Source organism: Lysobacter fragariae, from assembly GCF_054779775.1.
In genome coordinates, this window is record NZ_BAAGXP010000011.1 from 43,813 (window position 1) to 70,278 (window position 26,466).

Annotated in this window: 24 protein-coding genes; 8 read left to right on the forward strand and 16 right to left on the reverse strand. The window is 68.1% G+C overall.

The features are described 5' to 3' along the window. Nucleotides 1-13: 13 nt before the first annotated feature. The 5 genes from ubiB to oleC form a co-directional block, all read right to left on the reverse strand. Nucleotides 14-1,690 carry a ubiquinone biosynthesis regulatory protein kinase UbiB gene (gene ubiB, locus ACYVD7_RS11110; RefSeq protein WP_460762997.1) on the reverse strand — a complete coding sequence of 559 codons (1,677 nt, stop codon included), beginning with the start codon at nucleotides 1,688-1,690 and terminating at the stop codon, nucleotides 14-16. Beyond that, nucleotides 1,687-2,343, reverse strand: a complete 657-nt coding sequence (locus ACYVD7_RS11115; protein WP_460763000.1) for a ubiquinone biosynthesis accessory factor UbiJ — start codon at nucleotides 2,341-2,343, stop codon at nucleotides 1,687-1,689. Before ACYVD7_RS11115 ends, ubiB begins: the two co-directional genes overlap by 4 nt. 100 nt (nucleotides 2,344-2,443) lie before the next feature. Further along, entirely contained in the window at nucleotides 2,444-3,436 is a 993-nt protein-coding gene (oleD, locus tag ACYVD7_RS11120) for a 2-alkyl-3-oxoalkanoate reductase (RefSeq protein ID WP_460763003.1), read from the reverse strand. Beyond that, complete coding sequence (locus ACYVD7_RS11125; RefSeq protein ID WP_460763005.1) at nucleotides 3,433-3,909, reverse strand: endonuclease domain-containing protein; 477 nt, start codon at nucleotides 3,907-3,909, stop codon at nucleotides 3,433-3,435. The genes oleD and ACYVD7_RS11125 overlap by 4 nt, the downstream gene beginning before the upstream one ends. A gap of 50 nt (nucleotides 3,910-3,959) precedes the next feature. Continuing rightward, nucleotides 3,960-5,609 (reverse strand): olefin beta-lactone synthetase, encoded by a 1,650-nt coding sequence (gene oleC, locus ACYVD7_RS11130; protein WP_460763008.1) that lies wholly within the window; start codon nucleotides 5,607-5,609, stop codon nucleotides 3,960-3,962. 158 nt (nucleotides 5,610-5,767) lie between these two features. Between oleC and ACYVD7_RS11135 the strand changes: the two genes are divergently transcribed. Then, nucleotides 5,768-6,112: a YkgJ family cysteine cluster protein gene (locus ACYVD7_RS11135; protein ID WP_460763011.1), complete on the forward strand. Its 345-nt coding sequence runs from the start codon at nucleotides 5,768-5,770 to the stop codon at nucleotides 6,110-6,112. A 26-nt stretch (nucleotides 6,113-6,138) separates the two neighbouring features. Here the strand turns inward: ACYVD7_RS11135 and ACYVD7_RS11140 are convergent, their stop codons facing one another. Continuing rightward, a complete protein-coding gene (locus ACYVD7_RS11140) occupies nucleotides 6,139-7,044 on the reverse strand; it encodes an alpha/beta fold hydrolase (RefSeq protein ID WP_460763013.1) in 906 nt (301 codons plus the stop codon). Between the two features lie 264 nt (nucleotides 7,045-7,308). Here ACYVD7_RS11140 and ACYVD7_RS11145 point away from each other — a divergent pair, with 264 nt between their 5' ends. Further along, complete coding sequence (locus ACYVD7_RS11145) at nucleotides 7,309-8,094, forward strand: DUF3050 domain-containing protein (protein WP_460763016.1); 786 nt, start codon at nucleotides 7,309-7,311, stop codon at nucleotides 8,092-8,094. A gap of 106 nt (nucleotides 8,095-8,200) precedes the next feature. Here the strand turns inward: ACYVD7_RS11145 and ACYVD7_RS11150 are convergent, their stop codons facing one another. The 3 genes from ACYVD7_RS11150 to ACYVD7_RS11160 form a co-directional block, all read right to left on the reverse strand. Continuing rightward, on the reverse strand, nucleotides 8,201-9,217 hold the full coding sequence (locus tag ACYVD7_RS11150) for a 3-oxoacyl-ACP synthase III (RefSeq protein WP_460763019.1): 1,017 nt from the start codon (nucleotides 9,215-9,217) through the stop codon (nucleotides 8,201-8,203). Nucleotides 9,218-9,490: 273 nt separating this feature from the next. Further along, nucleotides 9,491-9,811, reverse strand: coding sequence for a DUF4156 domain-containing protein (locus tag ACYVD7_RS11155; protein ID WP_460763021.1), 321 nt, complete (start codon nucleotides 9,809-9,811; stop codon nucleotides 9,491-9,493). A 446-nt stretch (nucleotides 9,812-10,257) separates the two neighbouring features. Beyond that, entirely contained in the window at nucleotides 10,258-13,131 is a 2,874-nt protein-coding gene (locus ACYVD7_RS11160) for a M16 family metallopeptidase (protein ID WP_460763024.1), read from the reverse strand. A 398-nt stretch (nucleotides 13,132-13,529) separates the two neighbouring features. Here ACYVD7_RS11160 and ACYVD7_RS11165 point away from each other — a divergent pair, with 398 nt between their 5' ends. From ACYVD7_RS11165 to ACYVD7_RS11175, 3 genes are all read left to right on the forward strand, one after another. Beyond that, nucleotides 13,530-14,240: an SDR family oxidoreductase gene (locus tag ACYVD7_RS11165; RefSeq protein ID WP_460763025.1), complete on the forward strand. Its 711-nt coding sequence runs from the start codon at nucleotides 13,530-13,532 to the stop codon at nucleotides 14,238-14,240. A 218-nt stretch (nucleotides 14,241-14,458) separates the two neighbouring features. Beyond that, on the forward strand, nucleotides 14,459-14,941 hold the full coding sequence (locus ACYVD7_RS11170) for a tRNA (cytidine(34)-2'-O)-methyltransferase (RefSeq protein ID WP_460763027.1): 483 nt from the start codon (nucleotides 14,459-14,461) through the stop codon (nucleotides 14,939-14,941). A gap of 709 nt (nucleotides 14,942-15,650) precedes the next feature. Next, complete coding sequence (locus ACYVD7_RS11175; RefSeq protein ID WP_460763029.1) at nucleotides 15,651-16,229, forward strand: outer membrane beta-barrel protein; 579 nt, start codon at nucleotides 15,651-15,653, stop codon at nucleotides 16,227-16,229. A gap of 735 nt (nucleotides 16,230-16,964) precedes the next feature. Here ACYVD7_RS11175 and ACYVD7_RS11180 read toward each other — a convergent pair. The 5 genes from ACYVD7_RS11180 to ACYVD7_RS11200 all read right to left on the reverse strand — a co-directional run bounded on the left by ACYVD7_RS11180 (nucleotide 16,965) and on the right by ACYVD7_RS11200 (nucleotide 20,492). Beyond that, complete coding sequence (locus ACYVD7_RS11180) at nucleotides 16,965-17,978, reverse strand: NAD(P)H-dependent glycerol-3-phosphate dehydrogenase (RefSeq protein ID WP_460763410.1); 1,014 nt, start codon at nucleotides 17,976-17,978, stop codon at nucleotides 16,965-16,967. Between the two features lie 37 nt (nucleotides 17,979-18,015). Further along, nucleotides 18,016-18,534: a protein-export chaperone SecB gene (secB, locus tag ACYVD7_RS11185; RefSeq protein WP_460763031.1), complete on the reverse strand. Its 519-nt coding sequence runs from the start codon at nucleotides 18,532-18,534 to the stop codon at nucleotides 18,016-18,018. Between the two features lie 280 nt (nucleotides 18,535-18,814). Further along, a complete protein-coding gene (locus tag ACYVD7_RS11190; protein WP_460763033.1) occupies nucleotides 18,815-19,252 on the reverse strand; it encodes a rhodanese-like domain-containing protein in 438 nt (145 codons plus the stop codon). A gap of 202 nt (nucleotides 19,253-19,454) precedes the next feature. Further along, nucleotides 19,455-19,871 (reverse strand): hypothetical protein, encoded by a 417-nt coding sequence (locus tag ACYVD7_RS11195; protein WP_460763036.1) that lies wholly within the window; start codon nucleotides 19,869-19,871, stop codon nucleotides 19,455-19,457. A 150-nt stretch (nucleotides 19,872-20,021) separates the two neighbouring features. After that, on the reverse strand, nucleotides 20,022-20,492 hold the full coding sequence (locus ACYVD7_RS11200; RefSeq protein WP_460763038.1) for a YiiD C-terminal domain-containing protein: 471 nt from the start codon (nucleotides 20,490-20,492) through the stop codon (nucleotides 20,022-20,024). Between the two features lie 209 nt (nucleotides 20,493-20,701). On the opposite strand from ACYVD7_RS11200, the gene ACYVD7_RS11205 reads away from it, so the two are divergent. From ACYVD7_RS11205 to ACYVD7_RS11215, 3 genes are all read left to right on the forward strand, one after another. Next, on the forward strand, nucleotides 20,702-21,400 hold the full coding sequence (locus tag ACYVD7_RS11205) for a uroporphyrinogen-III synthase (RefSeq protein ID WP_460763041.1): 699 nt from the start codon (nucleotides 20,702-20,704) through the stop codon (nucleotides 21,398-21,400). 59 nt (nucleotides 21,401-21,459) lie between these two features. Further along, the gene (locus ACYVD7_RS11210) at nucleotides 21,460-22,452 is read left to right on the forward strand and encodes a uroporphyrinogen-III C-methyltransferase (RefSeq protein ID WP_460763043.1); all 993 of its coding nucleotides are present in this window, start codon (nucleotides 21,460-21,462) and stop codon (nucleotides 22,450-22,452) included. A 165-nt stretch (nucleotides 22,453-22,617) separates the two neighbouring features. Continuing rightward, a complete protein-coding gene (locus ACYVD7_RS11215) occupies nucleotides 22,618-23,868 on the forward strand; it encodes a heme biosynthesis HemY N-terminal domain-containing protein (RefSeq protein WP_460763046.1) in 1,251 nt (416 codons plus the stop codon). Between the two features lie 64 nt (nucleotides 23,869-23,932). Here the strand turns inward: ACYVD7_RS11215 and ACYVD7_RS11220 are convergent, their stop codons facing one another. Beyond that, the gene (locus ACYVD7_RS11220) at nucleotides 23,933-24,955 is read right to left on the reverse strand and encodes a DUF4349 domain-containing protein (protein WP_460763049.1); all 1,023 of its coding nucleotides are present in this window, start codon (nucleotides 24,953-24,955) and stop codon (nucleotides 23,933-23,935) included. Nucleotides 24,956-25,083: 128 nt separating this feature from the next. Then, a complete protein-coding gene (locus tag ACYVD7_RS11225) occupies nucleotides 25,084-26,466 on the reverse strand; it encodes a M1 family metallopeptidase (protein ID WP_460763051.1) in 1,383 nt (460 codons plus the stop codon).

The following is a 26,466-nucleotide window of genomic DNA, read 5'->3' on the forward strand; positions in this document are numbered from 1 at the left end:
TCGATGCAGCGCGTCAGCTACGCCGCGGCCACGACGCCCGCAGCGCCCACAAGCCGCCCAACGCCGCGATCCACGCCGATGCCGGCACGTCGAACAGGCGCGGACCGCCCGCCTCCAGCGCATACAGCAGGCATGCAACCACCAGCAGGCCGGTGCCGAAGATCGCCGCGATCGTGCGTCGCTGCGCGGAGCGGATCGCGTTGGTGAGTTCGCGCACGTCGGACGATTGCATGTTCAGCGCATGCCGGCCTTCCACCTGCTGTTGCAGCCACGCATGCAGCAGGCGCGGCATCTCCGGCGCATGGGTGACGAACTCGGGCAGGCGCTTGCGGAATTCGGCGGCGAGGCGCTGCGGACTGTAACGATCCACCAGGATCCTCGAAAGCACCGGTTGCGCGACGGCCCAGATGTCGATCTTCGGGTCGAGCTGGCGACCGACGCCCTCGATGTTGAGCAGGGTCTTTTGCAGCAGGATCAGCTGCGGCTGCAACGTGAGTTCGTAGCGTTGCGCGGTACGGAACAGCTTGACCAGCACTTCCGCCAGCGAGATCTCACTCAGTGGCCGGGTGAAGTAGGGCTCGCACACGGCGCGCGCGGCGGCTTCCAGCTCGTCGATGCGTGTATGCGCCGGCATCCAGCCTGCCTGCACGTGCAGTTCGGCGATCCGGCGGTAGTCGCGGCCGAAGATCGCCATGAAGTTCTCGGCGAGGTAGTACTGATCCTCGTCGGAGAGCTGGCCCATGATGCCGAAGTCGAGCGCGATGAAGCGCGGGTTCGCCTTTCGCGCCGGGTCGACGTCGACCCAGATGTTGCCGGCGTGCGCATCGGCGTGGAAGAAGTTGTCGCGGAACACCTGCGTGTAGAACACGCGTACGCCCTTGGCGGCCAGCGCGTGGCGGTCGATGCCGGCGGCGTCGAGGGCAGCGATGTCGTCCGACGGGATGCCATACACACGTTCCAGTGTCAGCACGCAGTCGGCGGTGTGCGACCAGATCACCTCGGGGACGTAGAGGTCGTCGCTGTCGGTCCAGAAGCGACGCAACACACTGGCGTTGCCGCCTTCGCGCTGCAGGTCGAGCTCGGCGGCGAGCGTGTTCTGGATCTCGGCCACGATCTCGCGCGGGCGGATCTTGTCGGCATTGGGATGCGTGCGTTCGACCAGCGCCGCCACCGAGTTGAGCAGGGCGATGTCGGCGGCAATCTGCTTCTCGATCTGCGGGCGCAACACCTTGACCACGACTTCGCGTGGTTTGGTGTCGCCCTGCGCGTGCAGCGTGGCCGCATGCACCTGTGCGATCGAAGCCGACGCCAGCGGCGTGGTGTCGAAGCTGGCGAAGGCGACGTCGATGTCGCGCCCAAGCGCGAGCTCGACCAGGTTGCGCGCCATTTCGCCGTCGAACGGCGCGACCCGGTCCTGCAGCAGCGTGAGCTCGTCGGAGATGTCAGTCGGCACCAGGTCGCGGCGCGTGGACAGGATCTGTCCGAACTTGACGAAGATCGGCCCCAGCTCCTGCAGCGCCAGACGCAGCCGCGCGCCACGCGGCATCTGCGCCACGCTGGGTGCGATGCCGGGCACGAACGGCCGCGCGATTTTCAGCCAGCGCTCCAGCGGCGTGCCGTCGAGCAGGTCGTCGAGGCGGTACTTCAACAGCACGCGGCCAATGCGCCAGGCGCGGAACACCGGGGTCATGCGCGCACGCTCCCGTGCGGACCAGCGGCAATGAGGCGAGTCACGCGTGCGGCAACGCGATCGACGTCGTCGCGCAACGTGTCGACGTCGTCATGGAACGCGTTGAGTTCATCGCGACCAACCACGTCGCGGGATTCCTCGGTGACGTATTCGGCGGCGTTGGTGGCGAATGCGCCGGCAGCGTCGCGCGCGTGCGCCAGTGCCGCCTTGAGCGCGTTGGCGATCTGCACGCCCACGACATCGCCGAACACCGCGGCGAAGGGCTTCTGCCAGTCGGGATCGAAGCGTTCGGCGAGTCGCTGCAGCCGGCGGGCGAGATCGGCGTCGCCTTCGATGCGCAGCTTGCCCACCGGCGGCGCGTTGTCGTTGCGGAAGAACGGAAGCTGAGAGATCAGACCGCCCAGCGTGCTGCGTACCAACAGGTCGGCTTCGCCGGTTTCGGGCGCCGGACCGACTTCCAGTCGTTCGCCGCTTACGCGCACCTGCATCGCCAGCTTCGGCGCGGCCAGGTGCAGGGCGATGCTGCGACCGTCCAGCGCCCGCAGCGCATCGCGGGTGTCCGGGTCCAGTGCGAGCGCCTGGTTGAGTGCGGTTTCCAGCGCGCGGCCGGCGAGCGGCTTGAGCGAATCCAGGGGCGAGGCGCGTTCGGTCATGGGCGCATTGTAGCCGCGCCACCGCGCCGCCGGACTTCTCACGCGTCGATTCATTACAACGCGCCGCAGCGCGCAGGGAGACTGAAATGCAGGCTCTTACTTAACCCCGATAAGCCGCCGCCAACCGCGCCATCCCCTCGGCGATCGTCACCTTCGGCACGTAGCCGAAGTCGTGTCGCGCCGGGCCCATGTCGTACCAGTGCGTCGTGCTCAACTGCTCCGCAAGGAAGCGCGTCATCGGCGGCTCGCCCTTGAGCGGCAACGCATGCCACAGACCTTCGCAAACCACGCCGGCGGCGTAGGCGACGCCGAAGGGAATCGTCTTGTCGACCGTCGGCGCGCCCGCGGCCTGCAACAGCCCGTTGACGATCTCGCGCACGGTTTTCGGCTCGCCGTTGCTGATGAAGTACGCGCGGCCGGCGCAGGCGGCGCCGCTGGCCAGGCGCTCGAAGGCGTCGAAGTGCGCCTGCGCCGCGTTTTCGACGTAGGTGGTGTCGATGCGATTGTGGCCATCGCCGACGAAGCGCAGGCGACCGGCCTTCGCGCGTTCGACCAGTCGCGGCAACAGCTGGTTGTCGCCCACGCCCCAGATCAGGCGCGGACGCAGGGCGACGGTCGCGAGCGCGGTGTCGTTCGCGGCCAGCACGAGTTTTTCCGCGATCAGTTTGGTCGCGGCGTACGGCGCCTTGAGATGCTCGCCGTAGGGCACGGTGTCGGCGGTGCCGCCTTCGACCGGATGCGTCGCGCGATGGGTGACGCTGGGCGTGGAGGTGTAGACCAGCCTGGAGACACCGTGCGCGCGGCAGGCGTCGATGACGTTCTGGGTGCCCGCGACATTCGCATCAAAGTAACTGCGGTAGCTTCCCCACGCGCCCGCCTTGGCCGCGTTGTGGAAGATCGCGTCGCAGCCGTGCGCGGCGGCGATCACGGCGTCGCGCGAGGCCAGATCGCCCTGCACCTGTGCCACGCCGATCGCATCGAGCGCATCGTAGCGGCCGCGGTTGAAGCTGACGACGTCATGCCCGCGTTCGCGCAGGCCGCGACACAGCGCCTGCCCGAGGAAACCGCCGCCGCCGGTAACGAGGATCTTCATTCGTAGCTGCCTTCGTCGTTACTTTGAACCCCCTCCCTTTCGCGCAGCGAAGGGGAGGGTTGGGGAGGGGTGCTTTTGCCATTACCGTCAAACACACTTGCGGCATTCATCGCCATCAAATGCCGATGAATATCGTCTGTCACCGCGTCCCGTTGCAACAGCACATCATCGTTCCAATAGCGCAGCACGCGATAGCCCAGAACCGAAAGTGCCGCCGTCCGGGCCTGGTCGTACGGAACCTGCTCCGCATGCTGGCCGCCGTCCAGCTCCACAATCAGCTTCAATCGTGGGCACAGGAAGTCAGCGATGTAGCCACCGACGGGAACCTGGCGGCGGAAGCGAAAGCCTTCCAGCTGTTTGCCGCGCAACACGCGCCACAAAGCGCGCTCTGCGTCCGTCGGGCTGTTGCGCAGATTCCGTGCCCTGGATCGCAACGTGTCCATATCGCGCAGCTCCTTGAGATCAAAAAGCACCCCTCCCCAGCCCTCCCCTTCGCCTGCGGCGAAAGGGAGGGAGCCAAAAGCTACGCGCGCCCCCTCGCCCACGCCGCGAGCTTTTCGCGACCGATCTTGGCGTTATGGCGGATGTCGACCGGGAATTTCGGATGGCGCATGAAGCGGTCGATGCGCGTGGTGTGCGGTCGCGATCCGCCCAGCGCACGCAATTCGCCTTCGATGCGCGGCCATTCGCGCAGGCTGACGCCTTCGTTCAACTCCACGCACAGGACCGGCACCTGCGCGCCCATGGCGCCCACACCGACGAGTGCAGTACGGCGCACGTCGGGATGCGTGTTGAACACCGGCTCGACCTGCTCGGTGTACAGCGGGCCAGCGGCAGTCTCCACGCGATGCGACTTGCGGCCGCAGAACCACAGGCGGCCGTCGGCATCGAAATAGCCGACATCGCCCATGCGGTGGACGACGCGCTCGACGCCGCCACCGTCGCGCTCGCGGATCTTCGCCAGCGTCGTCTGCGCGTCGCGGTTGAAGTAGGTGTCAGTGGCGGTGGGGCCGGCTACGGTGATCTCGCCAACCTCGCCGTCGCGCACGACCAGGTCCTGCGACCACTGCGCGATCGCGGCGTCGCTGATGCGGATGATGCGGACGTCGTTCGGTGGTACGGGACGGCCGACGCAGGTACCGGCGCCGGCCTCGGTCGCATCGCGCGTCGCCTGGAGCTCCCGACCTTCGATTACGGCGACCGGCAGGCATTCGGTTGCGCCGTAGGGCGTCCAGAACTGCGCGTCGGCCGGCAGCAGGTTGCGCATCGTCGCCACCACGTCAGCAGGCACGGGGGCGCCGGCAGAAGTGACGCGCCTGAGCGTCGGCAACGGCGCGCCGTGGCGCGCGAGCACCGCCATCAGCGCCGGTGATCCGAACAGCTGGTCGACGTCGAACCGCGCGATCGCGTCGTGCAGTCGGCGCGGATCGGCCAGCGCCGGCTTGGTCGGATCCATGTCGGGGATGATCGACGTGACGCCCAGCGCAGGATCGAACAACGCAAACGGCGGGAACGTCGGCAGGTCGACGCCGCCCGGCGTGATGCCAAACGCCTCGCCCAGCATCGCGATCTGCGCGACGAAATGACGATGCCGATAGACCACGCCCTTGGGCACGCCGGTGGAGCCGCTGGTGAAGAGGATCGCGGCGACATCCTCGCCGTGCGTGTCCGCCAGTTGCGATGGTGCCTGTGCGCCGTCGCGTTCGACCTGCGCCAGCGTGGCGTCGGCCAACCATGCACGACGACCGGTGGTGATGCGCACGCGCGCCGATTTCGCCCAGCCCAGCAGCACGCGCGCGACCTGTGCGAGCGGGATGCCGATGAAAGCGTCCGGTGCGGCTTCGTCCAGACACTGCTTCAGCGCGCGCTTGTCGATGCCGGGATCGACCAGCACCGGCACCGCGCCCGCCTTGAACAAGGCGAACATCAGCAGGAAGAACTCCGGCGTCGGTCGCACCATCACCACCACCCGGGTGTTGCGGCCGATGCCGCGCTTGGCCAGGCCCGCGGCAATGGCGTCGCTGCGGACGTCCAGCTCGCGATAGGTCAGCGTGCTGTCGTAGCGCGCCAGGCCGTCGCGGCCGCGCGTGCCGGGGCAACGCATGGCGATGCGTTCGGGGAACTGCGCGGCCAGGCGCGGCAGGGAGGCGGCGATGTTGCAGGCTTCGGACATGGCGGTATTGTCGCCGGGATGCGGGACTTTCGCGTGGTGCATGCCCATTCGGCGGTGCGATTCCAGCGAACCGCTAAGGTGGCGGAAGGCGCGACGCGCCTCGCGTCGTGGACGAGCCTTAAAATCCGCCGCGACTTCCCCGCACCGCCCGTTTGACGATGCCGCATCCCTGCCTCACCTGTGGCGCCTGCTGCGCCAGCTTCCGCGTCAGCCTGCACTGGTCGGAAACCGAGCCGACGCTGCAGGGCATAACCCCGGCGGAACTGACCGAACGCATCGACGCCCACCAGGTCGCGATGCGCGGCACGTGGGCGAAGCAACCACGCTGCATCGCACTTCAAGGCGACGTAGGCGTGCACGCGCACTGCCGCATCTACGAACAGCGCCCCAGTCCGTGTCGACAGGTGGAGGCGTCGTGGGAACACGGCGCGCCGGACCGACACTGCGATCGCGCGCGGACGCTGCACGGGCTACGCGCCCTGACACCGGAGGATTGGCGCTAGTCGGATGCCGGGCGCGGGCGCCGGGCTCAGTTGGCGTCCAGGAACTCGCGGATCAACGGCACCAGCACGTCGGCCTTGTCTTCCAGCACGTAGTGGTTGGCGTCCTCGTAGGCGTGCACCTGGGCATTGGGCAGCGCGGCACGGAAGCCGTCGAGGAAGTGCCGGTCGAAGACGAAATCACGCAGGCCCCAGCCGATGAAGGCCGGGCGGTCGGCGTACGCTGGCAGTTGCGCCGCGGACGCCGCCAGCAGCGGCCACGCGCGATCGCCTTCGTGCAGCGGGATGTCCTGCATGAAGCGCAGGGTGGAAATCGCATTGGTCCAGCCGTCGTAGACGCCGGCATAGGCCTTGCGCACGTCGCGCGACAGGTGCGCGGTGGTGCCCATCCACGCGGCGCCGCGTGCGAACAGGTTGAAGCGGCGGATCAGCCAGCCGCCGAAACGCGAATCACGCCCCATCGCCAAGCGCTTCGGGAAGCGCTTGGCCTTCGGCAACGGGAACGCCGCGGTATTGGTGATGACAAGCCGTCGTACGCGCGCGGGATCGCGCAGCGCCCAGCCGAAGCCGATCATGCCGCCCCAATCGTGCACGGCCAGCGTCACCGGTCCGTCGATGCCGAGACGGCGCAGCAACGTGTCCACGTCGTCGATGCGCGATTGCAGCGTGTAGTCGTAACGCGGCAATGCGTCGGCGCCATCGTCGGGCTTGTCGGACAGGCCCATGCCGACGTGGTCGGGCACGATGCAGCGATAGCGATCACTCAATCCCGACACCAGCTTGCGCCAGTAGAAACTCCACGACGGATTGCCGTGCAGCATCACGATCACTTCGCCGTCGCGCGGACCTTCGTCGAGGTACGACACCACGATGCCGGGACGGATCTCGATCCGTTTCGGGGTGAAGGGGTAGTCGGGAAACGACGTCACGGCCATGCGGAATTCCGGTCGGTGCCGCGCGGACGGGATGCGCGGAAAGCCCGCCATTATGCCGGCATGGGCAGGCCATTTCGGGACCAATCCGGCGCCTTTTCCCCGGGTTTTTTCCGATCCGGGCGACCTGTCGCATAGCCACGCCAGCGTGCCGGTAGACCCATAGGCAAAGCCCGCGCCAGGTGCCAACCTGCACGCGGACGCGGATTGCGTCCTGGACACGCCCGGCCCACCGCCGGGCGCTTTTGCCTTCCAAGGAGAACGGTTATGGCAGCAGTAATGGATCTGCAGCAACACAGTGACGACCTGGCCACCCTGGCCGACCTGCGTACCCGGCTGGAATTGCACCCGGTGTTCGAGGCCCTGACCACGCTCGACGACGTCCGCGGCTTCATGCGGGCGCACGTGTTCGCGGTCTGGGATTTCATGAGCCTGCTCAAACGGCTGCAACAGGACCTCACCTGCACGCAGGTGCCGTGGTTGCCGCCGAGGGACAGGATCGCCTCGCACCTGATCAACGAGATCGTACTGGGTGAGGAAAGCGACGTTCGCCCGGATGGCGAACCCGCGAGCCACCTGGACATCTACCTGGACGCGATGCGCGAGGTCGGCGCGGACACCACGCAGTTCGAGCGGTTCATGGAGCTGGTCGCCGGTGGCATGGAAGCCATCGACGCGATGCACACCGTCGGCGCACCGCAGCACGTGCGCCACTTCGTCGCCCACACGCTGCACGTGGCGCGCGAGGACAGCACGCTCGCGGTGATGACGAACTTCTTCCACGGCCGCGAGAACGTGATCCCGCAGATGTTCAACGCGTTGCTGACGCGCTGGAGCATCGACGAGGACCAGGCGCCGATGTTCGTCTTCTACCTCAAGCGCCACATCGAGGTGGACGGCGAGACGCACGGGCCGATGGCGCAGGCGATCATCGAACGCGCGGTGGGCGACGATCCGGCGAAAGAACAGCAGGTCGTGCAGGCGGCGATCGAGGCCGTGCGTGCGCGCATCGCGTTGTGGGATGGCGTGCAGGAATCGCTGGGCCAGGGCTGAACCCCGGCAGGCGTGCAACAAAAAAGGCAGCGGGGAGACCCGCTGCCTTCTGATTTTCCGACTCGCACTGTCGCCGCGAGTCGGACGCGTGATGCAACCGCGGCGTTTACCAGACCACTTCGGCCATCGAGCAGTTCAGGCCCGAACCGATGCCCAGCAGCGCGACGCGGCTGCCCTTCTTCAGGCGGCCCATTTCACGCAGCTTCGAAAGCACGATCGGCACCGAGGCCGGGCCGATGTTGCCGTGCTCGTTGAAGATGGTGAGGACCTTCTTCGGATCGATGCCGAACGCCTTCACGAAGGCGGCGGTGTGCACCTGGCTGACCTGGTGGATGACGAACTCGTCCATCTCCTCGACAACCCAGCCCAGCGCGACCTTGGCCGCGATCCAGGTCTTCTGCGCGAGCTTCAGGCCTTCGATCAGCAGCATGCGGGTGTCGGTGACCATGCGGTCCAGGTTGCCGCGGCACAGCTTGTTCCACTCGGTCGCGGCACGGGTCACGCCGCCCTTGTAGCGCGGCGCGCCCGGGGCGAGCTCGGCGCGGGCCAGCACCATCGCGGCGGCACCGCAACCCAGGGTGAGCGTGGCCATCTCGTTCTTGAATTCTTCTTCGGTGGTGTTGCCGCTCAGCAGACGCTCGATGGTCTTCTCGTAGGCGAGGTTGGCGGTCTCACCGTCGACGATCAGCGCGTATTCGATCTCGCCGCGCTCGATCATGCGGCTGGCGATGTCCATGCCGTTGAGGAACGCGAGGCAGGCATTGGCAACGTCGAAGTTCTGGCAGGTGTCGGGCAGGCCGAGGTTGCCGGACACGATCGAGGCGGTGGACGGCTCGAGGTAATCGCGGCTGACCGAGGTGTTGACCAGCAGGCCGACCTTGTTCGGATCGATGCCGGCATCGGCCAGCGCCTTGACGCCGGCGAGCGTGGCCACGTCGGACGCTTCGACACCTTCATCCCACAGGCGGCGGGCGTGGATGCCAGCGATGTCGCCGAGCACGTCGGACTTGATGCCCAGTCGATCAAGCGTGGGCTTGAGGCGGGCGTTGATCTCATCCGAGCTCAGCCGACGCGGGGCGTCGATATGGGCGAGACCGGCGATGGCGACGTGCTGGAACAACATGGCGGACTACCGTTTGCAGGGAAAACGCGACAGGTTAACGCGTTCTTGACGCCGGCGCATGGCCGGAGGTCGCAAGTCGGGGATCGGAACCAGGCATCAGGCGGGCGTTGAAGTCCGCGAAGCCAGGGATCCTGAATGGGGTTTTCAGCGGCGCTACGGGGCTCGAGCCGCCGTAGCTTGCGCGCCGGCATCCCGGCCTACGGCCTCGTGCCGCCGCGTCCCGGATGAACAGATCCGACGTGGAGCACAACCCCCTCGGCGGGTCGGGACCCGTTATCGGCGGCACCGGTAGGCGGCAAACCGCTGCTCGCTGTCGCGCGGCTCTTCCAGCGGCTGGATCGTATCCGCGCCGAGCCCGGGGCCTTCGTTGCGGGCCAGGGTCTCCAGCTCTTCGCGGACGCGCAGCGGGTTGCGTTCGTAGAAGCCGATCTTGCCCTTCACCGAGACGGCGATCTCGCCGCGCTGTTCGCAACCGGCCGGGGCAGCGCCCGCAGCGACCACCTTCACCGCCGAGGCGCCGGGGGCCATGTGGACCCAGGTGCAGCCGGCCAGCGGCAGCAGGACCAGGGCGAGGACGGCGGGGGCAAGGCGCATGCGGGAGCTCCGGGAAAGGTCACGGCATTGTGGCCGGACGGGGTGAATGGCGGGGGAATGTCCGCATCCGATTTGACGACGAGCACCCCTTTGCGGGTGATGTGCGAGAGACGGCCCTGCCACTCCACTCGTCCCTGCTGCCGGGATTTCTGGCGAAAGACACGGTCCGGATTTCTGACGTGGCCCTTCGACTTCGCACCTGCGGCACTACGCTCAGGGTGAGCGGTGGCGTGGAGCATCGCTCCACCTTCGGATGTCGGGACGCGTGGTGGCGTCGGGGGCCTGGAGACCAGGATCCGCTCACCCTAAGCGATGAAGCCGAAGTGTCCGCCCTACGCTCATCGCGCTGCGAGCCTCAGCCCCAATTCCATTCCGCTCATCCTGAGCGTAGCGAAGCGAAGTCGAAGGACCTCGTCACTCGCTACGCTCACGATGAAGGCGTTGCGTCACTTGCTGACCGGCTTGCCATCCTTGTCGAGCACCTGCACCTCGCCCAGGTTCAGCGCGCGGATCGGTGCCTCGATCTTGCCGAGATCGCCCACCACCACCCAGGTCAGCGCCTTCGGGTCCAGTGTCTTGGCCGCGGCCTGCACCTGCGCCGGGGTCATCGTCTCGTTGCGGGCCTTGAACTGCAGGACGTAGTCGTCCGGACGGCCGTAGCGCAGGTTGCTGGCGACCTGGCCCAGCAGCGCGCCGGCGGTCTCGTAGGCGCCAGGCAGGCTGAGGGTGTTGGTCGAGCGGATCTTGGTCACTTCCGCCGCGGTCACCGGACGGCTGCCGTCGATGAACGATTCGATCTCATGCTTGAGCTCGCCGATCGATTCCACCGTCTTGTCGCTCTGCACGTTGGCCGAAGCAAACCACGGACGCTGGCCCTTGGCATTGCCGGCGTTGCTGTAGGAACCGTAGGCCCAATGCTTGTCTTCGCGCAGGTTCATGTTGAGGCGCGAGGAGAACTCGCCGCCGAGCACGCCGTTGGCGAAGTCGAAATCGATCGTGCCCGCATCACCGGTCGGCGGCACCAGCTCTCCGGCGTAGATGTTGGACTGGATCGCGCCGGGCTGGTCGATCAGGTACACGCGCGACGCCACGGGGCGCTCGACGTGGGTGATCGCGGCCAGCTTCGGTGCGTCCGGTGCGTTCTTCCAGTCGCCGAAGCGTGCTTCCAGCAGCGGCAGGATCTGCTTCAGCGTCGTATCACCGGCAACAACGATCCGGGCCTGCGACGGCTGCAGCCAGTCGTGGTGGAAGGCGACCAGGTCATCGCGGGTCAGCGACTTGATCGATTCGGGCGTGCCGCTGCCGGTGAAGGGAATCGCGTAGGCGTGGCCGGTGCCGTACAGCAGCGGCGGCATCACGCGCATCGCCGAGGAACTCGGGTTGGCCTTCTCCTGCTCGATGCCGGCGAGCCACTGCGCGCGCACGCGTTCGATCTCGGCCGCATCGAAGCGCGGACGGCGGGCGACGTCGGCCAGCAGGTCCAGGGACGGCGCCAGCTTGTCGGTCAGTGCCGACAGCGACAGCGTCACGTTGTCCAGGCCGGCGCCGGCGCCGAGTTCGGCGCCCAGCGCTTCCTTGCGTGCGGCCAGTTCGAGCGCGCCGTAGTTGCCGGCGCCTTCGTCAAGCATCGAAGTGGTGAAGCTGGCGGTGCCGAGCTTCTTGCCGACGTCGGCGCTGTAGCCGCCCGGGAATTCCATGCTCAGCTGCACCACCGGCACTTCGTGGCGTTCGACCAGCACCACCTGCATGCCGTTGGCGAGCGCGCCGTGCTGCAACGTCGGCCAATGCAGCGCCGGGAAGCTGGCCGGCATCGGCACGCCCTTGCTGCGGTCGAGGTCGCTGGCGACGGTCGTGTACTTCGGATCCGCGGCCGGGATGGTGACCGGCGTCGGGGTGACGCTGGGTGCTTCCGGCATGGCCGAGGCCGGCGTGTCGCCCGGCGCCACCACCATGGTGTGCGAGGGCTTGCCCAGCCAGCGGCGTGCGACTTCGACGACGTCCTTCGGCGTGGCGCTGGCGATCAGCGCGAGGTCGTCGCGGAAGCAATCCGGCTTGCCGGTGAACACCGTGCAGTCGGCGAGCACGTCGGACTTGCCACCCCAGCCGCCCACGCTTTCCACGCCGCGCACGAAGCCGGCGCGAGCGGTGGTCTTGGCCTGTTCGAGTTCGGCGGCGGACGGGCCGTCGCGCAGCAGGCGCTGCAGCTCCTCGTTGATGATGCCTTCGACCTTGGCCGGATCGACGTCCTTCTTCACGTCGGCGGTGATCATGAAGGCGCCGGCGATCTCCTGGCCCCACAACGCGGTGCCGGCGCTGTCGACGAGCTTGTCGCCGTGCACCAGGCGCGTATCCAGGCGGGAGGACGCGCTGCCGCCCAGCACCTGGCTGAACAGGTTGAGCAGGGTTGCGTCATGGCTGTTGCCTTCGGCCACCGGCCAGGCGCGGTAGATGCGCACCTGCGGGACACGATCGGAAATCACTTCGTGCGAATCCTTGGCCAGCGCCGGGATGTTGGCCGGCATGTCCGGCAACGTCGCGCTGGCCGGGATGTCGCCGAAGAAACGCGTGGCCTTTTCCTTCGCCGTCGCCAGGTCGATGTCGCCGGCCAGCACCAGCACGGCATTGTTCGGGCCGTACCAGCTCTTGAACCAGCCCTTCACGTCATCGAGCGTGGCGGCGTTGAGATCGGCCATCGAACCGATCGTCGACCAGTGGTAGGGATGGCCGGCCGGGTACAGGGTTTCCATCAGGTGCGTGATGACGCGGCGGCCATAGGGACGGTTCTCGCCCTGGCGCTTCTCGTTCTGGACCACGCCGCGCTGCTCGTCGAGCGTCTTCTGGTCGATCGCGCCAAGCAGGTGGCCCATGCGATCGGATTCCATCCACAACGCGGTATCCAGCGCGGTGGTCGGCACGGTCTCGAAGTAGTTGGTGCGGTCGGAATTGGTGGTGCCGTTCTGGTCGCTGGCGCCGACCAGTTCGAACGGTTCGAAGAACTCGCCGCGATGGTTTTCCGAGCCGTTGAACATCAGGTGCTCGAACAGGTGCGCGAAACCGGTGCGGCCGGGCTGCTCGTTCTTGCTGCCCACGTGGTACCAGATGTTCACCGCCACCACCGGCGCCTTGCGGTCGGTGTGCACGATCACGCGCAGGCCGTTGGCCAGGGTGAATTCCTGGTACGGGATGTCGACGCTGGCGTCCGGGGCCTTGGCCAGGGCGCTGGCCGGCGCCAGGGTCGCGCCACCCAGGGCTGCGGCGATGGCAAGGGCGAGGAAGGCCGCACGCGGACGGCGGGCACGCAGGTTCGACACAGGGGACATTGCAGACTCCGGAAAACGCGGGAAACGCATTGAAGGATGGCGACTGGCCCAAGTCGCCGGGGCGGGCCATCGTACGGTCCGGGGGCCCGTGGGGCATGGGTCACAAGTCCTGCTGGGGATTGGACGAGCGCGCACCTTCCGGGGGCAGCGGCTGGCGGGGCCCGGCAACAACCGTCCTTCAAAGCCCGTGGCCCGCATCAAAGCAGCAGCGCCCTTCGAAAACTGTCATCCCGAGCGCAGCGAGGGATCTGTTTTTCGTCGCAATCGGCCGCGTTCGCCGGCCGCTGGTGCCTTGCGCTGCGGACGCGGCATCAACAACACGGCGTCCTGGGCCGACTCGACGCCGCGCTCGAGATGAGGGCTGACTGGCCGATACTCTCCGCTCCACAGGAGCCGTCATGCCCACCCAATCTCCGCCACGACGCAGCCTCGTCACCGGTGCCAACCGCGGCATCGGCCTGGAATTCGTCCGCCAGCTGCTCGCCCGCGGCGACCACGTCATCGCCGCCTGCCGCCATCCCGGCAAGGCCACCGCGTTGAACCTGCTCGCCGGCGAACATCCGGGCCGACTGCACGTGTTGCCGCTGGACGTGGCGGACGAGAAGTCGCGCACCGCCTTCGCCCACGAACTGCCGCTGGTGACCGACGGCATCGACCTGCTCATCAACAACGCCGGCGTGCTGCATCCGGGCGAGCGCTGGGGCCACGTCGAAGCACGCGTGCTGGAAGACAGCGTGCGCACCAACGCGTTCGGCCCGTTCCTGCTCACCCAGGCACTGGATGCGCAGCTGGCCGATGGCGCTTGCGTCGCCAACATTTCCTCGATGATGTCGTCGCTCGGCGACGACCCCGGCTTCAACGCACCCAGCTACCGCATCAGCAAGACCGCGTTGAACATGGCGACGGTGATGCTGGCCAAGGCGCTGGTGCCGCGTGCGATCAAGGTCGTCGCGCTGTGCCCGGGCCGGGTGCTGACCGACATGGGCGGTGACGGCGCGCAGATTCCCGCGGCACAGTCGGTGCAGGGATTGCTGCAGGTGATCGCTGGGTTGTCCGCCGAGCAGAGCGGGCAGTTCCGCAACTGGGAAGGGCGGCAGATGCCGTGGTGATGTCGCGTAGGGCGGGTTTTAACCCGCCGCCCACGTATCGATTGATGCGCGACCGAGGAATGCGACGGTGATCGCTCAAGGGTTGTGCATGTTGATCGCGATGAACCGAACACGGCGGGTTAAAACCCGCCTTATCGCAACCGCTGTGTGACGAACGCGACCGACAGTTCCGTCCGTAGCCCCACCAAGCTCACGTCCCCAGCCCCTGATTCCCAGCCATGCTCCACGTCATCCTCTTCCAGCCCGAAATTCCGCCCAACACCGGCAACGTGATCCGCCTGTGCGCCAACACCGGCGCGCAGCTGCACCTGGTCCGGCCACTTGGCTTCACCCTCGAGGACGCGCAACTGCGCCGCGCCGGGCTGGACTACCACGAGTACGCGACGCTGCGCGTGCACGACACGCTCGATGACGCCGTGCAGGCGATCGCGCTGGCGAACGGCCAGGCGCAGGCGCGCCTGTTCGCGCTGAGCACGCGCGGCCGCACCCGCCACGACGCGCCCGCCTACGCGGACGGCGACGCCTTCCTGTTCGGCCCGGAAACGCGCGGCCTGCCTGACGCGGTCCTGGACGCGGTGCCACCGGAGCAGCGCCTGCGCCTGCCGATGCGACCGGACAACCGCAGCCTCAACCTCTCCAACACCGTCGCAGTGGTGGTGTTCGAAGCCTGGCGCCAGCTGGGATTTGCCGGCGGGGCGTAGCGCTGTGTTCCGTCATCCCCGCGAAGGCGGGGATCCAGCGACTTCAAGTCCGTTGAAGGCAAGGCGCTGGATTCCCGCCTTCGCGGGAATGACGGCAACAAAGCTGCTGGCCCACATGCCACCGAGTCGGTTCCAGAACCCGCCCGACCCATCCCGACATACCTCCGAGTCGATTCCGGAACCCTCGCGACCTTTCCCGGCATACCTCCCAGTCGATTCCGGAACCCTCCGGACCGATCCCGGCATACCTCCGAGTCGATTCCGAAACCCTCGCGACCTATCCCGGCATACCTCCCAGTCGGTTCCGGAACCCTCGCGACCTATCCCGGCATACCTCCCAGTCGATTCCGGAACCCTCGCGACCGATCCGGGCATACCTCCCAGTCGATTCCGAAACCCTCGCGACCTATCCCGGCATACCTCCCAGTCGATTCCGGAACCCTCGCGACCTATCCCGGCATACCTCCGAGTCGGTTCCGAAACCCTCCGGACCTATCCCGGCATACCTTCACCCCCCTGGAATGCGGGCTGTCCCCGCCCCGAACGCTCCCGCAGGCACCCCGACCACAGTTCGCCTGCATAGTTCCTGTACCGGCTGGTACAGGATTCAGTCTCGATTCGGCGGCGGTTTGAATACTGGGCGCACCGGACCTGGCGCCCCCTCCCCCAGCCAGGTCCGGCCCCCAACAAATAGAAGGCTGAGACCTTGATGAAGAAGTCCTTGCTTGCCCTGACCCTGATGTCCGCCCTGCCCTTCGCCGCGTCCGCTGCCGAAGGCCTGTCCTACAACTACGTCGAAGGCGGCTACGTCGCGACCAACACCGACAACGGCGATGCCGACGGCTGGGGCGTGAGTGGCTCCGGCGCCATCGCCGACAACTTCCACATCTTCGGCGGCTACAGCGGCCAGAAGACCGACGACCAGACCATCGGAGGCGTGCGCTTCAACGGCGTGGATGTCGACCAGTGGCGCGCCGGCGTGGGCTACAACCACCCGATCGCGACCAACACCGACCTGCTCGCCCGCGTCGCCTACGACAACTACAAAATCCAGGGCGCCGACCGCCTCGACGGCTACAGCGCCGAAGTCGGCGTGCGCAGCGCGCTGACGCAGAACCTGGAAGGCTACGCACTGGCCGGCTACGAAGACGGCGACCAGTTCGATGGCGATTTCTACGGCCGCGTCGGCGCGCAGGTGAAGTTCAACCAGAACTGGGGCGTCAGCGGCGACGTGAAGTTCGCCGATGGCGACACGCAGTACTTCATCGGCCCGCGTCTGACGTTCTGATCGCAACAACGGCCCGGTTCGCCGCAACGCGATCGGGCTACGAAGCAACATCGCGGCAACTCTCTCTCCCCTGGAACGTCGCGATTGGAGCCCGGCTTGATAGCCGGGCTCTTTTTTTGCGCGCGGTTCGTGTCCGGTCTGGGCGGAGCGCGGCGTTTTCATTGAAAAGGCTTGAAGGAAGCCTGCGAAGTCGAAGGAGCTGGCAATGTCCCGCTTGCGCAACATCCTTGCTTTGCTGCTGATGGGTTTTGCATTGGCGGTGGCAGGACATGCGCATTCGATGCCACTCCGGGCCATCGCCGATACGGTGCATGCGCGATAGCCGGCGTGACCGGTTGTCATCGGCATCCGCGCTTCGCACCGGCTCGATTCGTACCGGCAAGCCACCTTGTTCTCGGTCCGCGCGCGGCATCCTGATCGCGCGCCCTCACGAGCCCACGACGCGACATCGCTCTCTCCTCGACGTCGCGATCAGGCCCGGCCTCGCCGGGCTTTTTTTTGCCGCACCCAACGCTCGCCGCGATGATGGGGGCATCGACGCGAGCAACTGCGACATCGGCTGTCGTGATGGAACCATCACTGCCCGCAACATCGATCCCGCGGGCCTGCAGTTCTTTCAAGCATCCGGCATTGGCGAATCGCGCTGGAATATGTACCCGCGACCACTGGACGCGTGCGCCAAGTCGCAATGCCAGGAATCGGACCGTCCGCGGGCGATGCGCCCGCCCCGAGCGCTCAGCCGAACAGGCCGGCCGGATATTCCGGTTTCTGCTCGCGCGACAGCAGCAGCTTCAGCCCTTCGGCGGGCGTGATCTCGCCATGCAGCACCTGCTGCACCGCGCTGGAGATCGGAAGTTCGATGCCGTGCCGGTCCGCCTGGCGCATCACTTCGTCGGCGGTCTGCACCGATTCGACCACCTGGCCGATCTCGCGGACGGCGTCCTCGATCGACTGGCCGCGTCCCAGCGCCAGGCCGAGGCGACGGTTGCGCGAGAGATCGCCGGTACAGGTCAGCACCAGGTCGCCCAGGCCGGCCAGGCCCATGAGCGTCTCGGCTTTGCCGCCGATGGCCTGGTTGAGTCGCAGCATCTCGTTGAGGCCGCGGGTGATGATGCCGGCGCGCGCGTTCAGGCCCAGCTGCATGCCGTCGGCGACGCCGGTCGCCACCGCCAGCACGTTCTTCATCGCGCCGCCGAGTTCGGCGCCCAGCATGTCGTCGCCGGTGTAGGCGCGGAATGCCGGGCCGTGCAGCACGTCGGCGACCTGCTGGGCGAAGGCGGCTTCATCCGAATGCACGGTGAGCGCGGTCGGCAACCCGATCGCGACTTCCTTGGCGAACGAAGGTCCGGTGACGACGGCCAGCGGCACGGCCTCGCCCAGGACTTCTGCCGCGACTTCGTGCAGGAAGCGGCCGCTGCCCGGTTCGAAACCCTTGGTCGCCCAGGCCACGCCGGCACGCGCGGGCCGGTGCGGCGCCACGGCGTGCAGGGTGTGCGCGAACGCGTGCGACGGCACCACCACCAGCACCAGGTCGGCGCTACCGACGCAGGCGGCGAGGTCGGTGGTGGCGCGCAACGATTCCGGCAGGGCGATGCCTGGCAGGTAGCGCGGGTTTTCCTTGCGCTGGTCGATCGCCGCGACGCACGCGGCGTCGCGGCCCCACAGCACGGTCGGGCAACCGTGCCGGGCGATCAGCGCGGCGAGTGCGGTGCCCCAGGAACCGGCACCGACCACCGCCACGGCGGGCATCTGGACTGGCAAGGCGATCCCTGCGGCCGGGCGGGGATCAGGCGTTGCCGGCCGTCTCGGCGTTGGCGAGGGCGTCGCCCGCCTGCGCCTGCTGGGCGGCGCGCTGGCGCAGGCCTTCGCCGTACAGGCCTTCGAAGTTGATCGGCTGCAGGAAGAACGGCGGGAAGCCGCCGGCCTGGATCAGCTCGCTCACCAGCTGGCGGGCGTACGGGTACAGGACAGTCGGGCAATGCACGCCGAGCATGGCGTCCAGGCCCGCGGCATCGAAACCGGACAGGCCGAACACGCCCGCCTGCTTCACTTCGGCCATGTACAGGGTCTTGTCCTCGACCTTGCACGACAGGGTGATGGTCAGGGTGACTTCGAAGGCGGCGTCGTTGAGGCGGTTGACGCCCTGCTGCATGTTCATCTGCAGCTGCGGCTGGGCTTGTTCGTTGAAGGCGGCCGGAGCGCCGGGGACCTCGAAGGAGACGTCCTTGGCGTAGATCTTCTCGACCGTGAACACCGGGCCATTGGTCTCGGCGGGCGCGGTGCCGTTGGCGATTTCGTCGGACATCTTCGTAGCTCCAGCAGGTGAATTTCAGGAAAGAGGGCGATTATGGCACGGCACTTCTGGCCGGCCCGGGTTCAGATCTGGAGGTGATCCAGGCGGTTGCAAGGGGTGGGCGTGGGGAGGATTTGAGCTCCAGCGTAGGGCGGGTCTTGACCCGCCATCTGCCGATGCGCGCCATCTCCAACGCCCGCCACCTGACAATGCCGCCATCTGCATTCACCGGCACTCGAGAGGGAGGCCTCTCAGCGGTGCCGAGGGCGGGTCAACACCCGCCTACACGCTGTCAGCCGCGACCCTTGATCAGCGGCAGGTCGGCCTGCTGCCAGGCAGCGATGCCGCCATCCAGCCAGTAAACCTGTTCGAAGCCGGCCTTCTTCAGCCGCTGCGCGGCCGACGCCGACGCCATGCCGTTGCGGCACACCACCACCACCGGCAGCGCCTTGGCCGACGCGACCAGCTTGTTCTCCGGGTCGAACTGGCTGGGCTGCACCGACTTGCTGCCGGCAATGTGGCCTTTCTCGAAGTCGGCGCTGGCCGACAGGTCCACCACCACGGCGTTGTCGCGGTTCATGAGCTGGGTCAGCTCGGCGGGGCGCAGCGACTTGTAGCCGCGGAACAGGCGGGCGACCTCGGTGTAGAGGATCGCCAGGGTCAGGCCGACGAAGGCCAGCGACAGGATCGGGCTAGCTTCGGCGAAGGCCAGGAGGGCTTTGAAGTCCACGTGCGGTCACGGCGGTAAAAACGGGCCGCGATTGTCGCCCACGCGGTGGTGGGGCGCAAAACGGGCCGTCGCCCCGTCTCGGCTTGCGACATCGGGAACGACCGTGGTTTCTTTCCCGCGCGGGCCGGTTTCAGCACTGCCGGTCCATCAGGCCGACTTTTCAGCCACCGGCCCCGCGCTCGCGATCGTTACGCGACTGCGCTCATTGCCCGTCCCACAAGTCCGGCAGCGAGCTGGTCAGCCACCAGGTCTTGCCTTCCTCGTCCCAGCGCCAGACTTCGCGGTAGCGCACGGTGCGCTCGGTCATGTTGTAGCGGTTGATCACACCGATCTCGATGTCGCGTACCGCCTTGCCTCCCTTGACGTCGGCGCTGGCGCCGAGGTCGCGGTAGGCGGAGATCTGCACCTGCTTGTAGCGTTCCATTTCCGCGGCCGAGACCTTGGTCTTCTCGCGGATCTTCGGGTCGATCATGCTGATCGCGCCTTCGAAATCGCCCCAGCGGATCGCCGCGGACCACGCGTACTGCGACTGGTCGAGCTTGTTCGCCGGCGTACCGATGTTGGAGCACGCGGCCAGCACCAGCAGGCTCAGTGACATCAGGATCTTGATCAGGCGCATGGCGACTTCCCGTGGGCGAAGGCCGCATCGTAGCCGACAACCTGCCGCCCGCGGTGCGCACGCGCTCCCGGTATGCGCGTTCCAGTCATGCGCATTGCTGCGCATTCGCCATGAGGCCGCGCGCCGCTGATCTGGCGATGCAACCGGCGCTTACTTGAGGATCGCGACGTAGCGTGCGGTGAAGTCGGCGGCGAACGGTCCGCGCACCCGTGCTTCCGGCGGCAGCAGCGCCTGCGCGACGATGGACAGCCGCGCCCGCCCGCGCGTGCGCAGGGTGTCGATGAATTCGTCCAGGTCGGCGTCGGCGGCGGGTTCGGCCGACACCTCCAGGTCGGCGAACAACGGCGCGAGGTAACGCACCTGGCTGTCGGCGACGAAGACCTCGGCCGCAAGGCCGGCACGCTCGATCAGCAGCGACACCACGCCCCACGATGCCAGCGTCATCAGCGAAGCCAGGCTGCCACCGAACGCGCAGCCCTTGTCGTTGACGTGCGCCGATAGCGGCGCATGCAGCTGCAGGCGACGGCCGTCGTAGCCGTTGATGCGCAGTTGCATCGCGGCAACGGGAGGCATCGCCTGGTAGTGGCTGTCGAGGTGGGCGAGGTCGGCGGCGTGGGGCATGTGGGGCGGTTCGGTTGTGTCGGTGGGCGGTTGTACGGCAGTCGGCGGTTCCGTGGGTCATGCCGGACGAAGCAGCCTTGTTGCTTCGTCCGATCGCACGACCACCGGACCACGGTGGCGGGTGTGCGAAGCTTTGCGCCATGCCGGCCCGAACCGCCTCGACATCATGGTACGTGGTCTCGTTGCGGCCCAGTGGCGAGCACGAGGCCTTGCGCCGTACTGCCGCGCTCCACGGCGCGCGCCTGGTCGCGCTGTCGCCGTGGCGACTGCGCCTGCTGGACGATGACGACACGCGCGGACAACTGGACGCGGCGCTGGCGGCGACGCGCGTGGTGTTCACCAGTCCTGCCGCGGTGCGTGCGGCGCGCGCGCTGCAACCGTTGCGACCGCGGCGCGGACAAGCCTGGTGCGCAGTCGGCGCGGGCACCGCAGCTGCGCTGCGACGCGCCGGCGTCGCCGAGGTCCAGGCGCCTGCACGCATGGACAGCGAGGGGCTGCTCGACCTGCCTGCGCTGCAGGTCGCCAACGGCGACAGCATCGGGCTGGTCACGGCGCCCGGTGGCCGCGACGCGATCGCCCCGGCATTGCGGTCGCGCGGCGCACGCGTGGTGCGCGCTGACGTCTACCTGCGCGAAACCATCGCCCTATCCCCGCGCGCGCTGGAACGACTTCGCGCGATCCGCGGCCCGCTGGTACTGGCACTCAGCAGTGGCGAGGCATTGCAGCAAGTGCTGGCCAGCGTGCCGGACGACATCGCCACCCGCCTTCGCGACGCGCGCGTGGTCGCCGCCAGTCCGCGGTTGCAGGCACTCGCGCGCACGCTGGGTTTCGTTGACGTCGTGCTCGCGGCCGGTCCGCGCCCCCGCGAGCTGCTCGCCGCCGCGGGGCCCATGGATCGTGTTGGGTAAGGTCCGGTTGGTGCAGTCGAGCGAGGATCCAGCGGAGACGGCCGCACGCATCCGGTAGCATGAAGGCCCCGACCGCGACCAACGGAATATCCGCCGTGTCGACCACGCCCGAGCAGTCCGCCCCGCGCCGCGCCCACCACGCCCTGTGGCTGATTCCGCTGGTGCTGGTCGCGGCCAGCGGTTACCTGGGCTGGCAAAAGTGGCGGCAACACGAGAGCGAAGACCTGGCGCAGGCGCGACAGCAACTCGACGCGATGGGCGAACGCATCAATACGCTGCGCAACGAACAGCGTTCCCACGGCCGTCGCCTGCAACAGGCGGACTCGCTCAACCGGGTGCTGCGCGACGAACTCGACGGCATCACCCAGCGTGCCGCGTTGCTCGAGGACACCGTCAACAAGCTTGCCGATCCCGACCGCCACGGCGCACAGGCGCTGCGCCTGGATGAAACCGAGATGCTGCTGATCCTGGGCGAACAGCGCCTGCAGGTTGCCGGCGATCTGGACGGCGCGCGCCGCGCGTATGCGCTGGCCAGCGGCGTGCTCGACGGCATCGACGATCCCGCCTACCTCAGCCTGCGCCAGACATTGCTGCAGGAACGCGCCGGCCTGGACGCGCTGGGCGTGGATCCGCGCGTGCGTGCGATCGCGCAGCTGGATGTCTTCGCCCAGGGCGTGACCGCGCCCGATTCCGGCGGCGTCGCCACGTCGGCACCCGCGCAGTCGTGGTGGCAGCGCGCGTTCGGCACGGTGCTGCAGGTACAGCCCAGCGACCGCGCCATCGCCGTGCAACCGGCCGACCGTGCCGCCGCGCTGGCCGGATTGCAGCTGGAAGTCTCGCTCGCCCGCGCCGCCGCCGAACGCCGCGACACACGCGGTTACGACGATGCGCTGCATCGTGCCGATGCCTGGCTGCAACGCCTGGCGCCGGATTCGCCGGCGCTGACGCGGCAGCGCGCGTCCCTCAAGGCGATCGCCGCGCTGCCGCTTTCACCTGCGCTACCCACGCTGGGCAGCACACTCAAGCAACTGCGGCAGCTGCGGACGCGGTGAAGCGGCGATGCGACGTCGCCGCCGCACCTGCGAACCCGCTGGCGTGACGCGGGACCCGCGGCGCGCGCACGGAAGCGATGGTCATCGTCGCGATTGTCCGCGTAGTCGCCGACAGCATCGCCGCCGCCACGACCACCGCCTGGAATCCACGCACACGGAGCCTGCATGAACCTCTTCCGCAACCTGCTGTTCTGGCTCGCACTGGCGCTGCTCGGCGCGCTCGTCGCGCAGGTGCTGGTCCGCGATCCGGGCTACGTGCTGGTGCGCTACGGCGGCAACGACTACTCCTCGACGTTGTTCGGCGCGCTGCTGATCGGGCTGGGCGTTTTCCTCGCCGTGTGGCTGGCGTGGAAGGTGCTCAGCCTGCCCTTTGTCGCACTGCGTCGGCATCGCAAGAAGCAGGCCCGCGCGCGGCTCACCGAAGGCCTGCTCGCCGCCGAACAGGGACACTGGGAACGCGCGGAGAAATCGTTGCTGCAGGCAGCCAAGAGCGATGACGTCGCGACCGTCGCCCGCCTCGCCGCCAGTCGCGCGGCCCGCAAGCGCGGCGACCTCGACCAGGCACGCGTGCACGCCGATGAGCTGGCGTCGACACAACCGGCCTCGCATGCCGTCGCCATCGCCGAACTCGCCCGCGCGCAGGGACGTCACGCGGACGCACTCGCCGCGCTCGACGCGCCGTCCGCGCAGCCCTTGCCGCCGCGCGGACTGGCCCTGCGCGCGCAGACGCTGGCCGCATTGGGCCGCGCCGGTGAAGCCTATGGCCTGCTCGGCGCGCTGCGCCGGCAGCAGGCGCTGCCGGCCGCGCAACTGGACGAACTGGAAGCGCACTGGGCGCAGGCCGGCCTGATCGAAGCCAGCGACGCCAACGTCCTGGCGGATCGCTGGGAAGCGTTGCCCAAGCCGCTGCGCAGCAACGCCGCGATCGTCGCCGCCTACGCACAACGCGCGGCCGCGCTGCGCTGGGACGATGCCGCGGCGAAGAGCATCGAATCCGCGCTCGACACGCAGTGGGACGAATCACTGGCCGCGTTGTACGGCCGCCTTCAGATCGGTCGCATCGAAACGCGCACCAGCAACGCGCAGCGCTGGTTGCAGCAGCGTCCCGACAGCCCGTCCCTGCTGCTCACGCTGGCACGGCTCGCCCGCGCACAAAACCAATGGCCGCAGGCCGAAGCGCTGTTGCACCGTGCGATCGGCCAAGGCGCGGGGGCCGAGGCGTGGGAGGAGCTGGGCCACGGCTTCACCGCAGCGGGCGATGAAACCCGTGCGCGATTGAGCTATGTCAACGCACTGCGCGCCACCCGCGGCGAAGCAGTGACCGAGCTGCCCGGCCGCGACCTGCGCCAGAAGATTTCCGACCAGGCCGCGATCGAGGAACGCGACGCACTCGGCCTGCCGCGCCTGCGCCAGTAAGTCCGTGCACCCGCAAGCCGCGTCGCTCATGCCGACGCGGCCTACGGACATCGGGCAACCGTGATCAGCCTTCGCGACGTCCCGTGCGCCGCCAGCGACGCAGCGCAACCGTCAGCGCCGCCACCACCAGCCACAGCGGCCACAACCCGGCCAGCGCGACGACGACGTCGAGCAGCGCGTACCAGCCCACGGCCAGCGAGTGACCCAGCCGGGTGAAGAAACCCGGGCCGCTGTCGCGCACGATCGCCGCCACGTCCGGCCGCTCGGTACGGCGCACCTGTTGCGACTGGTACACCGACAGATCGATGGTGGCGAAGGCGATGCGGTCTTCGTACGTGCGCTGCGCGATCATCGCTTCGTCGCGCTGCGCCTGCGAACCGGTGCGCGCGGCGACGACGTCGGCCCTGTCGCCGACCTTGCCCGGCCCCTGCGCGATGTCGCCCAGCGCGCGCTGCGCCTGCTGCTCGCGTGCATAGGCCAGCTGCTGCCGCAGCAATTCGAACTGCGCGTCCATCGCCTCGAAATTGCGGCTGTCGAGGAACTCCACCTGCCCCGCCATCGCGCGCAGGAACGCCTGCGCCCGCGCACTGGGCACGCGCACCTGCAGGTCGCCGTTGACGCTGTAGGTCGCCAGCTCGATCAGCTTGCCGTCGCCACTGGGATGCGACTGCACGCTCTCGACCTGCGTGCTGATGTTGTTGCGCACGACAAATCCGCCGTGCTGCGCGACCAGGTCCTCGATCGCGAGCGCGGCGCTGTAGACCTCCTTCACCCGGAAGCGCGCGCTGGCAGTGCGGATGAACTTGCGCTCACCGTCGTCCTGCGTCGTGGCCGTCGATTGCAGTTGCGACTGCACGTCGGGTTCGGGCGCGGTAGTGGTGGCGGCGTCGGCAGCCGCGTCTGCGCTTTGTGCCGAGCGCATTGCCATCTCGGCCGGCGGCGCTGCCGCGGGTGCGGCTTCGGCGGTAGCCGCGGCATCCGCGGCATCCGCGGCAACGGATTCTGCCTGTTGCGGCGCTCGCGAACAGGCGCCTATTCCAACCACCATGATGAAAGCCAGCAATCCCGTGCAAAGCCTGGTGCGCATCGAACTATCCCCTGTGAGTGGTTGGCGTGGGACGCCAGCGACGGCCGCATTGGCCGTGTGGCGCGCTCGGACTCTAACGAGCGCGCTGCGGATTCGGGGTTGGTCGGACGCGCTTTCGCAGGCGGCGTTTAGCGGCGATAAATCCACTGCGCGAAGAACGGCGCCAGGTCGTCCGGGCTGTGTCGCTGCATCGCCACCTGCAGGTCGCGGGTGTCCACCGTGCGATCGATGTGCGTCCGCGTGTAGTCCCGCAGTCCCGCCCAGAATGCGTCTTCGCCCAGGCGCAGTCGCAACAGGTGCAGCACGTACGCGCCCTTCTGGTAGACCACGGCCCGGTCGTCGCCGCTGGGGTGATTCCAATCGGGAAATACCAGCGGCTTGTCCTTGCCTTCGGCGCGAAGGCGCTCGACGCGCGTGCGCCAGCGCTCCACCTGCGCGTCGTAGATGACGCGACCGAACCGATGCTCCAGGTAAGCCGCCGCCATGAACGTCGCCACGCCTTCGTTGAGCCAGAACTGCTCCCAGCCCGCGCAGGTGACGCGGTTGCCCCACCACTGGTGCGCGGCCTCGTGCGCGATCAGCCCTGAGCGTTGCGGATCCGCGAGGACTTCGTGGCCGTAGTCCTCGGACAGCAGGGCGAAGCCGGCCAGCTCCTGCCCCACCGTGTTGTCCACCAGCGCCTGCGTGTAACGCGTGCCCGCGTACGGCACGCCGGCCTTGTCGGCGAAGAAGGCCAGCATGTCGCGCGTATCGGTGAAGACGCGCTGCAGCTCCGCCGCGTTGAAGCCCTCGCCCAGGTAGCGCAGCCGGACGTTCCCCGCGTTGCCGAAGGCCTCGTTGAAACGACCGGCGGCAAATCCGTAGACATACGACGGTACGGAATCACGCAGGCGCCAGCGATGCAGCACGCGCGCATCGCCTTGTCGTCGCGGCGACAGCGCCTGGCCATTGCCGACGGCCTGCAGGTCGGCGGGAAGCAGCACCGCCAGGTCGAGCGTGGCGCGTTCGTCCGGTGCATCCACCACCGGCAGCCACTGGCTGGTGGAGAACACGGTGTAGACCTGCGCACGATCCGGTGCGAACTCCAGGCCGTAGGCCGGCGTGCCGTGGTAGCGCAGCGTGATGCGATGACGTTCGCCCGCGCGGGCGGTGCGGGGCAGTCGGATGCGCACGCGCGTGCCTTCGTCGCTGAATTCCAACGCATGCCCGTCTTCTTCCACGGCGTCGATGACCAGCGCACCGCGATCCAGTGCGATGTCCGCCGTCGGCGCGGTGGTGCGCAAACGCACGGTGACGGCGCCACGGATGGAACGCGTGGCCAGATCGGGCTCAACCTGCGCCCGATACGCGACCACGTCGAACGCACGCGGCATCGCCGCCTGCAGCGGCGCGGCGACCAGCAGCGCAACGAGCAGTACCCTTGCGGCAGGCCTGCGACGGCTCACTGGCAAGGCCACGCGCATCGCAGCGACCACGACGCGACCGGCTTCCGCGATCGACGCGCGTTTCAA

Excerpts from the sequence above, each read along its gene's own strand:
- ubiB (WP_460762997.1), bottom strand. The coding sequence starts at position 1,690 with ATGACCCCGGTGTTCCGCGCCTGGCGCATTGGCCGCGTGCTGTTGAAG.
- ACYVD7_RS11115 (WP_460763000.1), bottom strand. The coding sequence starts at position 2,343 with ATGACCGAACGCGCCTCGCCCCTGGATTCGCTCAAGCCGCTCGCCGGC.
- oleD (WP_460763003.1), bottom strand. The coding sequence starts at position 3,436 with ATGAAGATCCTCGTTACCGGCGGCGGCGGTTTCCTCGGGCAGGCGCTG.
- oleC (WP_460763008.1), bottom strand. The coding sequence starts at position 5,609 with ATGTCCGAAGCCTGCAACATCGCCGCCTCCCTGCCGCGCCTGGCCGCG.
- ACYVD7_RS11135 (WP_460763011.1), top strand. The coding sequence starts at position 5,768 with ATGCCGCATCCCTGCCTCACCTGTGGCGCCTGCTGCGCCAGCTTCCGC.
- ACYVD7_RS11140 (WP_460763013.1), bottom strand. The coding sequence starts at position 7,044 with ATGGCCGTGACGTCGTTTCCCGACTACCCCTTCACCCCGAAACGGATC.
- ACYVD7_RS11145 (WP_460763016.1), top strand. The coding sequence starts at position 7,309 with ATGGCAGCAGTAATGGATCTGCAGCAACACAGTGACGACCTGGCCACC.
- ACYVD7_RS11150 (WP_460763019.1), bottom strand. The coding sequence starts at position 9,217 with ATGTTGTTCCAGCACGTCGCCATCGCCGGTCTCGCCCATATCGACGCC.
- ACYVD7_RS11155 (WP_460763021.1), bottom strand. The coding sequence starts at position 9,811 with ATGCGCCTTGCCCCCGCCGTCCTCGCCCTGGTCCTGCTGCCGCTGGCC.
- ACYVD7_RS11160 (WP_460763024.1), bottom strand. The coding sequence starts at position 13,131 with ATGTCCCCTGTGTCGAACCTGCGTGCCCGCCGTCCGCGTGCGGCCTTC.
- ACYVD7_RS11165 (WP_460763025.1), top strand. The coding sequence starts at position 13,530 with ATGCCCACCCAATCTCCGCCACGACGCAGCCTCGTCACCGGTGCCAAC.
- ACYVD7_RS11170 (WP_460763027.1), top strand. The coding sequence starts at position 14,459 with ATGCTCCACGTCATCCTCTTCCAGCCCGAAATTCCGCCCAACACCGGC.
- ACYVD7_RS11175 (WP_460763029.1), top strand. The coding sequence starts at position 15,651 with ATGAAGAAGTCCTTGCTTGCCCTGACCCTGATGTCCGCCCTGCCCTTC.
- ACYVD7_RS11180 (WP_460763410.1), bottom strand. The coding sequence starts at position 17,978 with ATGCCCGCCGTGGCGGTGGTCGGTGCCGGTTCCTGGGGCACCGCACTC.
- secB (WP_460763031.1), bottom strand. The coding sequence starts at position 18,534 with ATGTCCGACGAAATCGCCAACGGCACCGCGCCCGCCGAGACCAATGGC.
- ACYVD7_RS11195 (WP_460763036.1), bottom strand. The coding sequence starts at position 19,871 with ATGCGCCTGATCAAGATCCTGATGTCACTGAGCCTGCTGGTGCTGGCC.
- ACYVD7_RS11200 (WP_460763038.1), bottom strand. The coding sequence starts at position 20,492 with ATGCCCCACGCCGCCGACCTCGCCCACCTCGACAGCCACTACCAGGCG.
- ACYVD7_RS11210 (WP_460763043.1), top strand. The coding sequence starts at position 21,460 with ATGAAGGCCCCGACCGCGACCAACGGAATATCCGCCGTGTCGACCACG.
- ACYVD7_RS11215 (WP_460763046.1), top strand. The coding sequence starts at position 22,618 with ATGAACCTCTTCCGCAACCTGCTGTTCTGGCTCGCACTGGCGCTGCTC.
- ACYVD7_RS11220 (WP_460763049.1), bottom strand. The coding sequence starts at position 24,955 with ATGCGCACCAGGCTTTGCACGGGATTGCTGGCTTTCATCATGGTGGTT.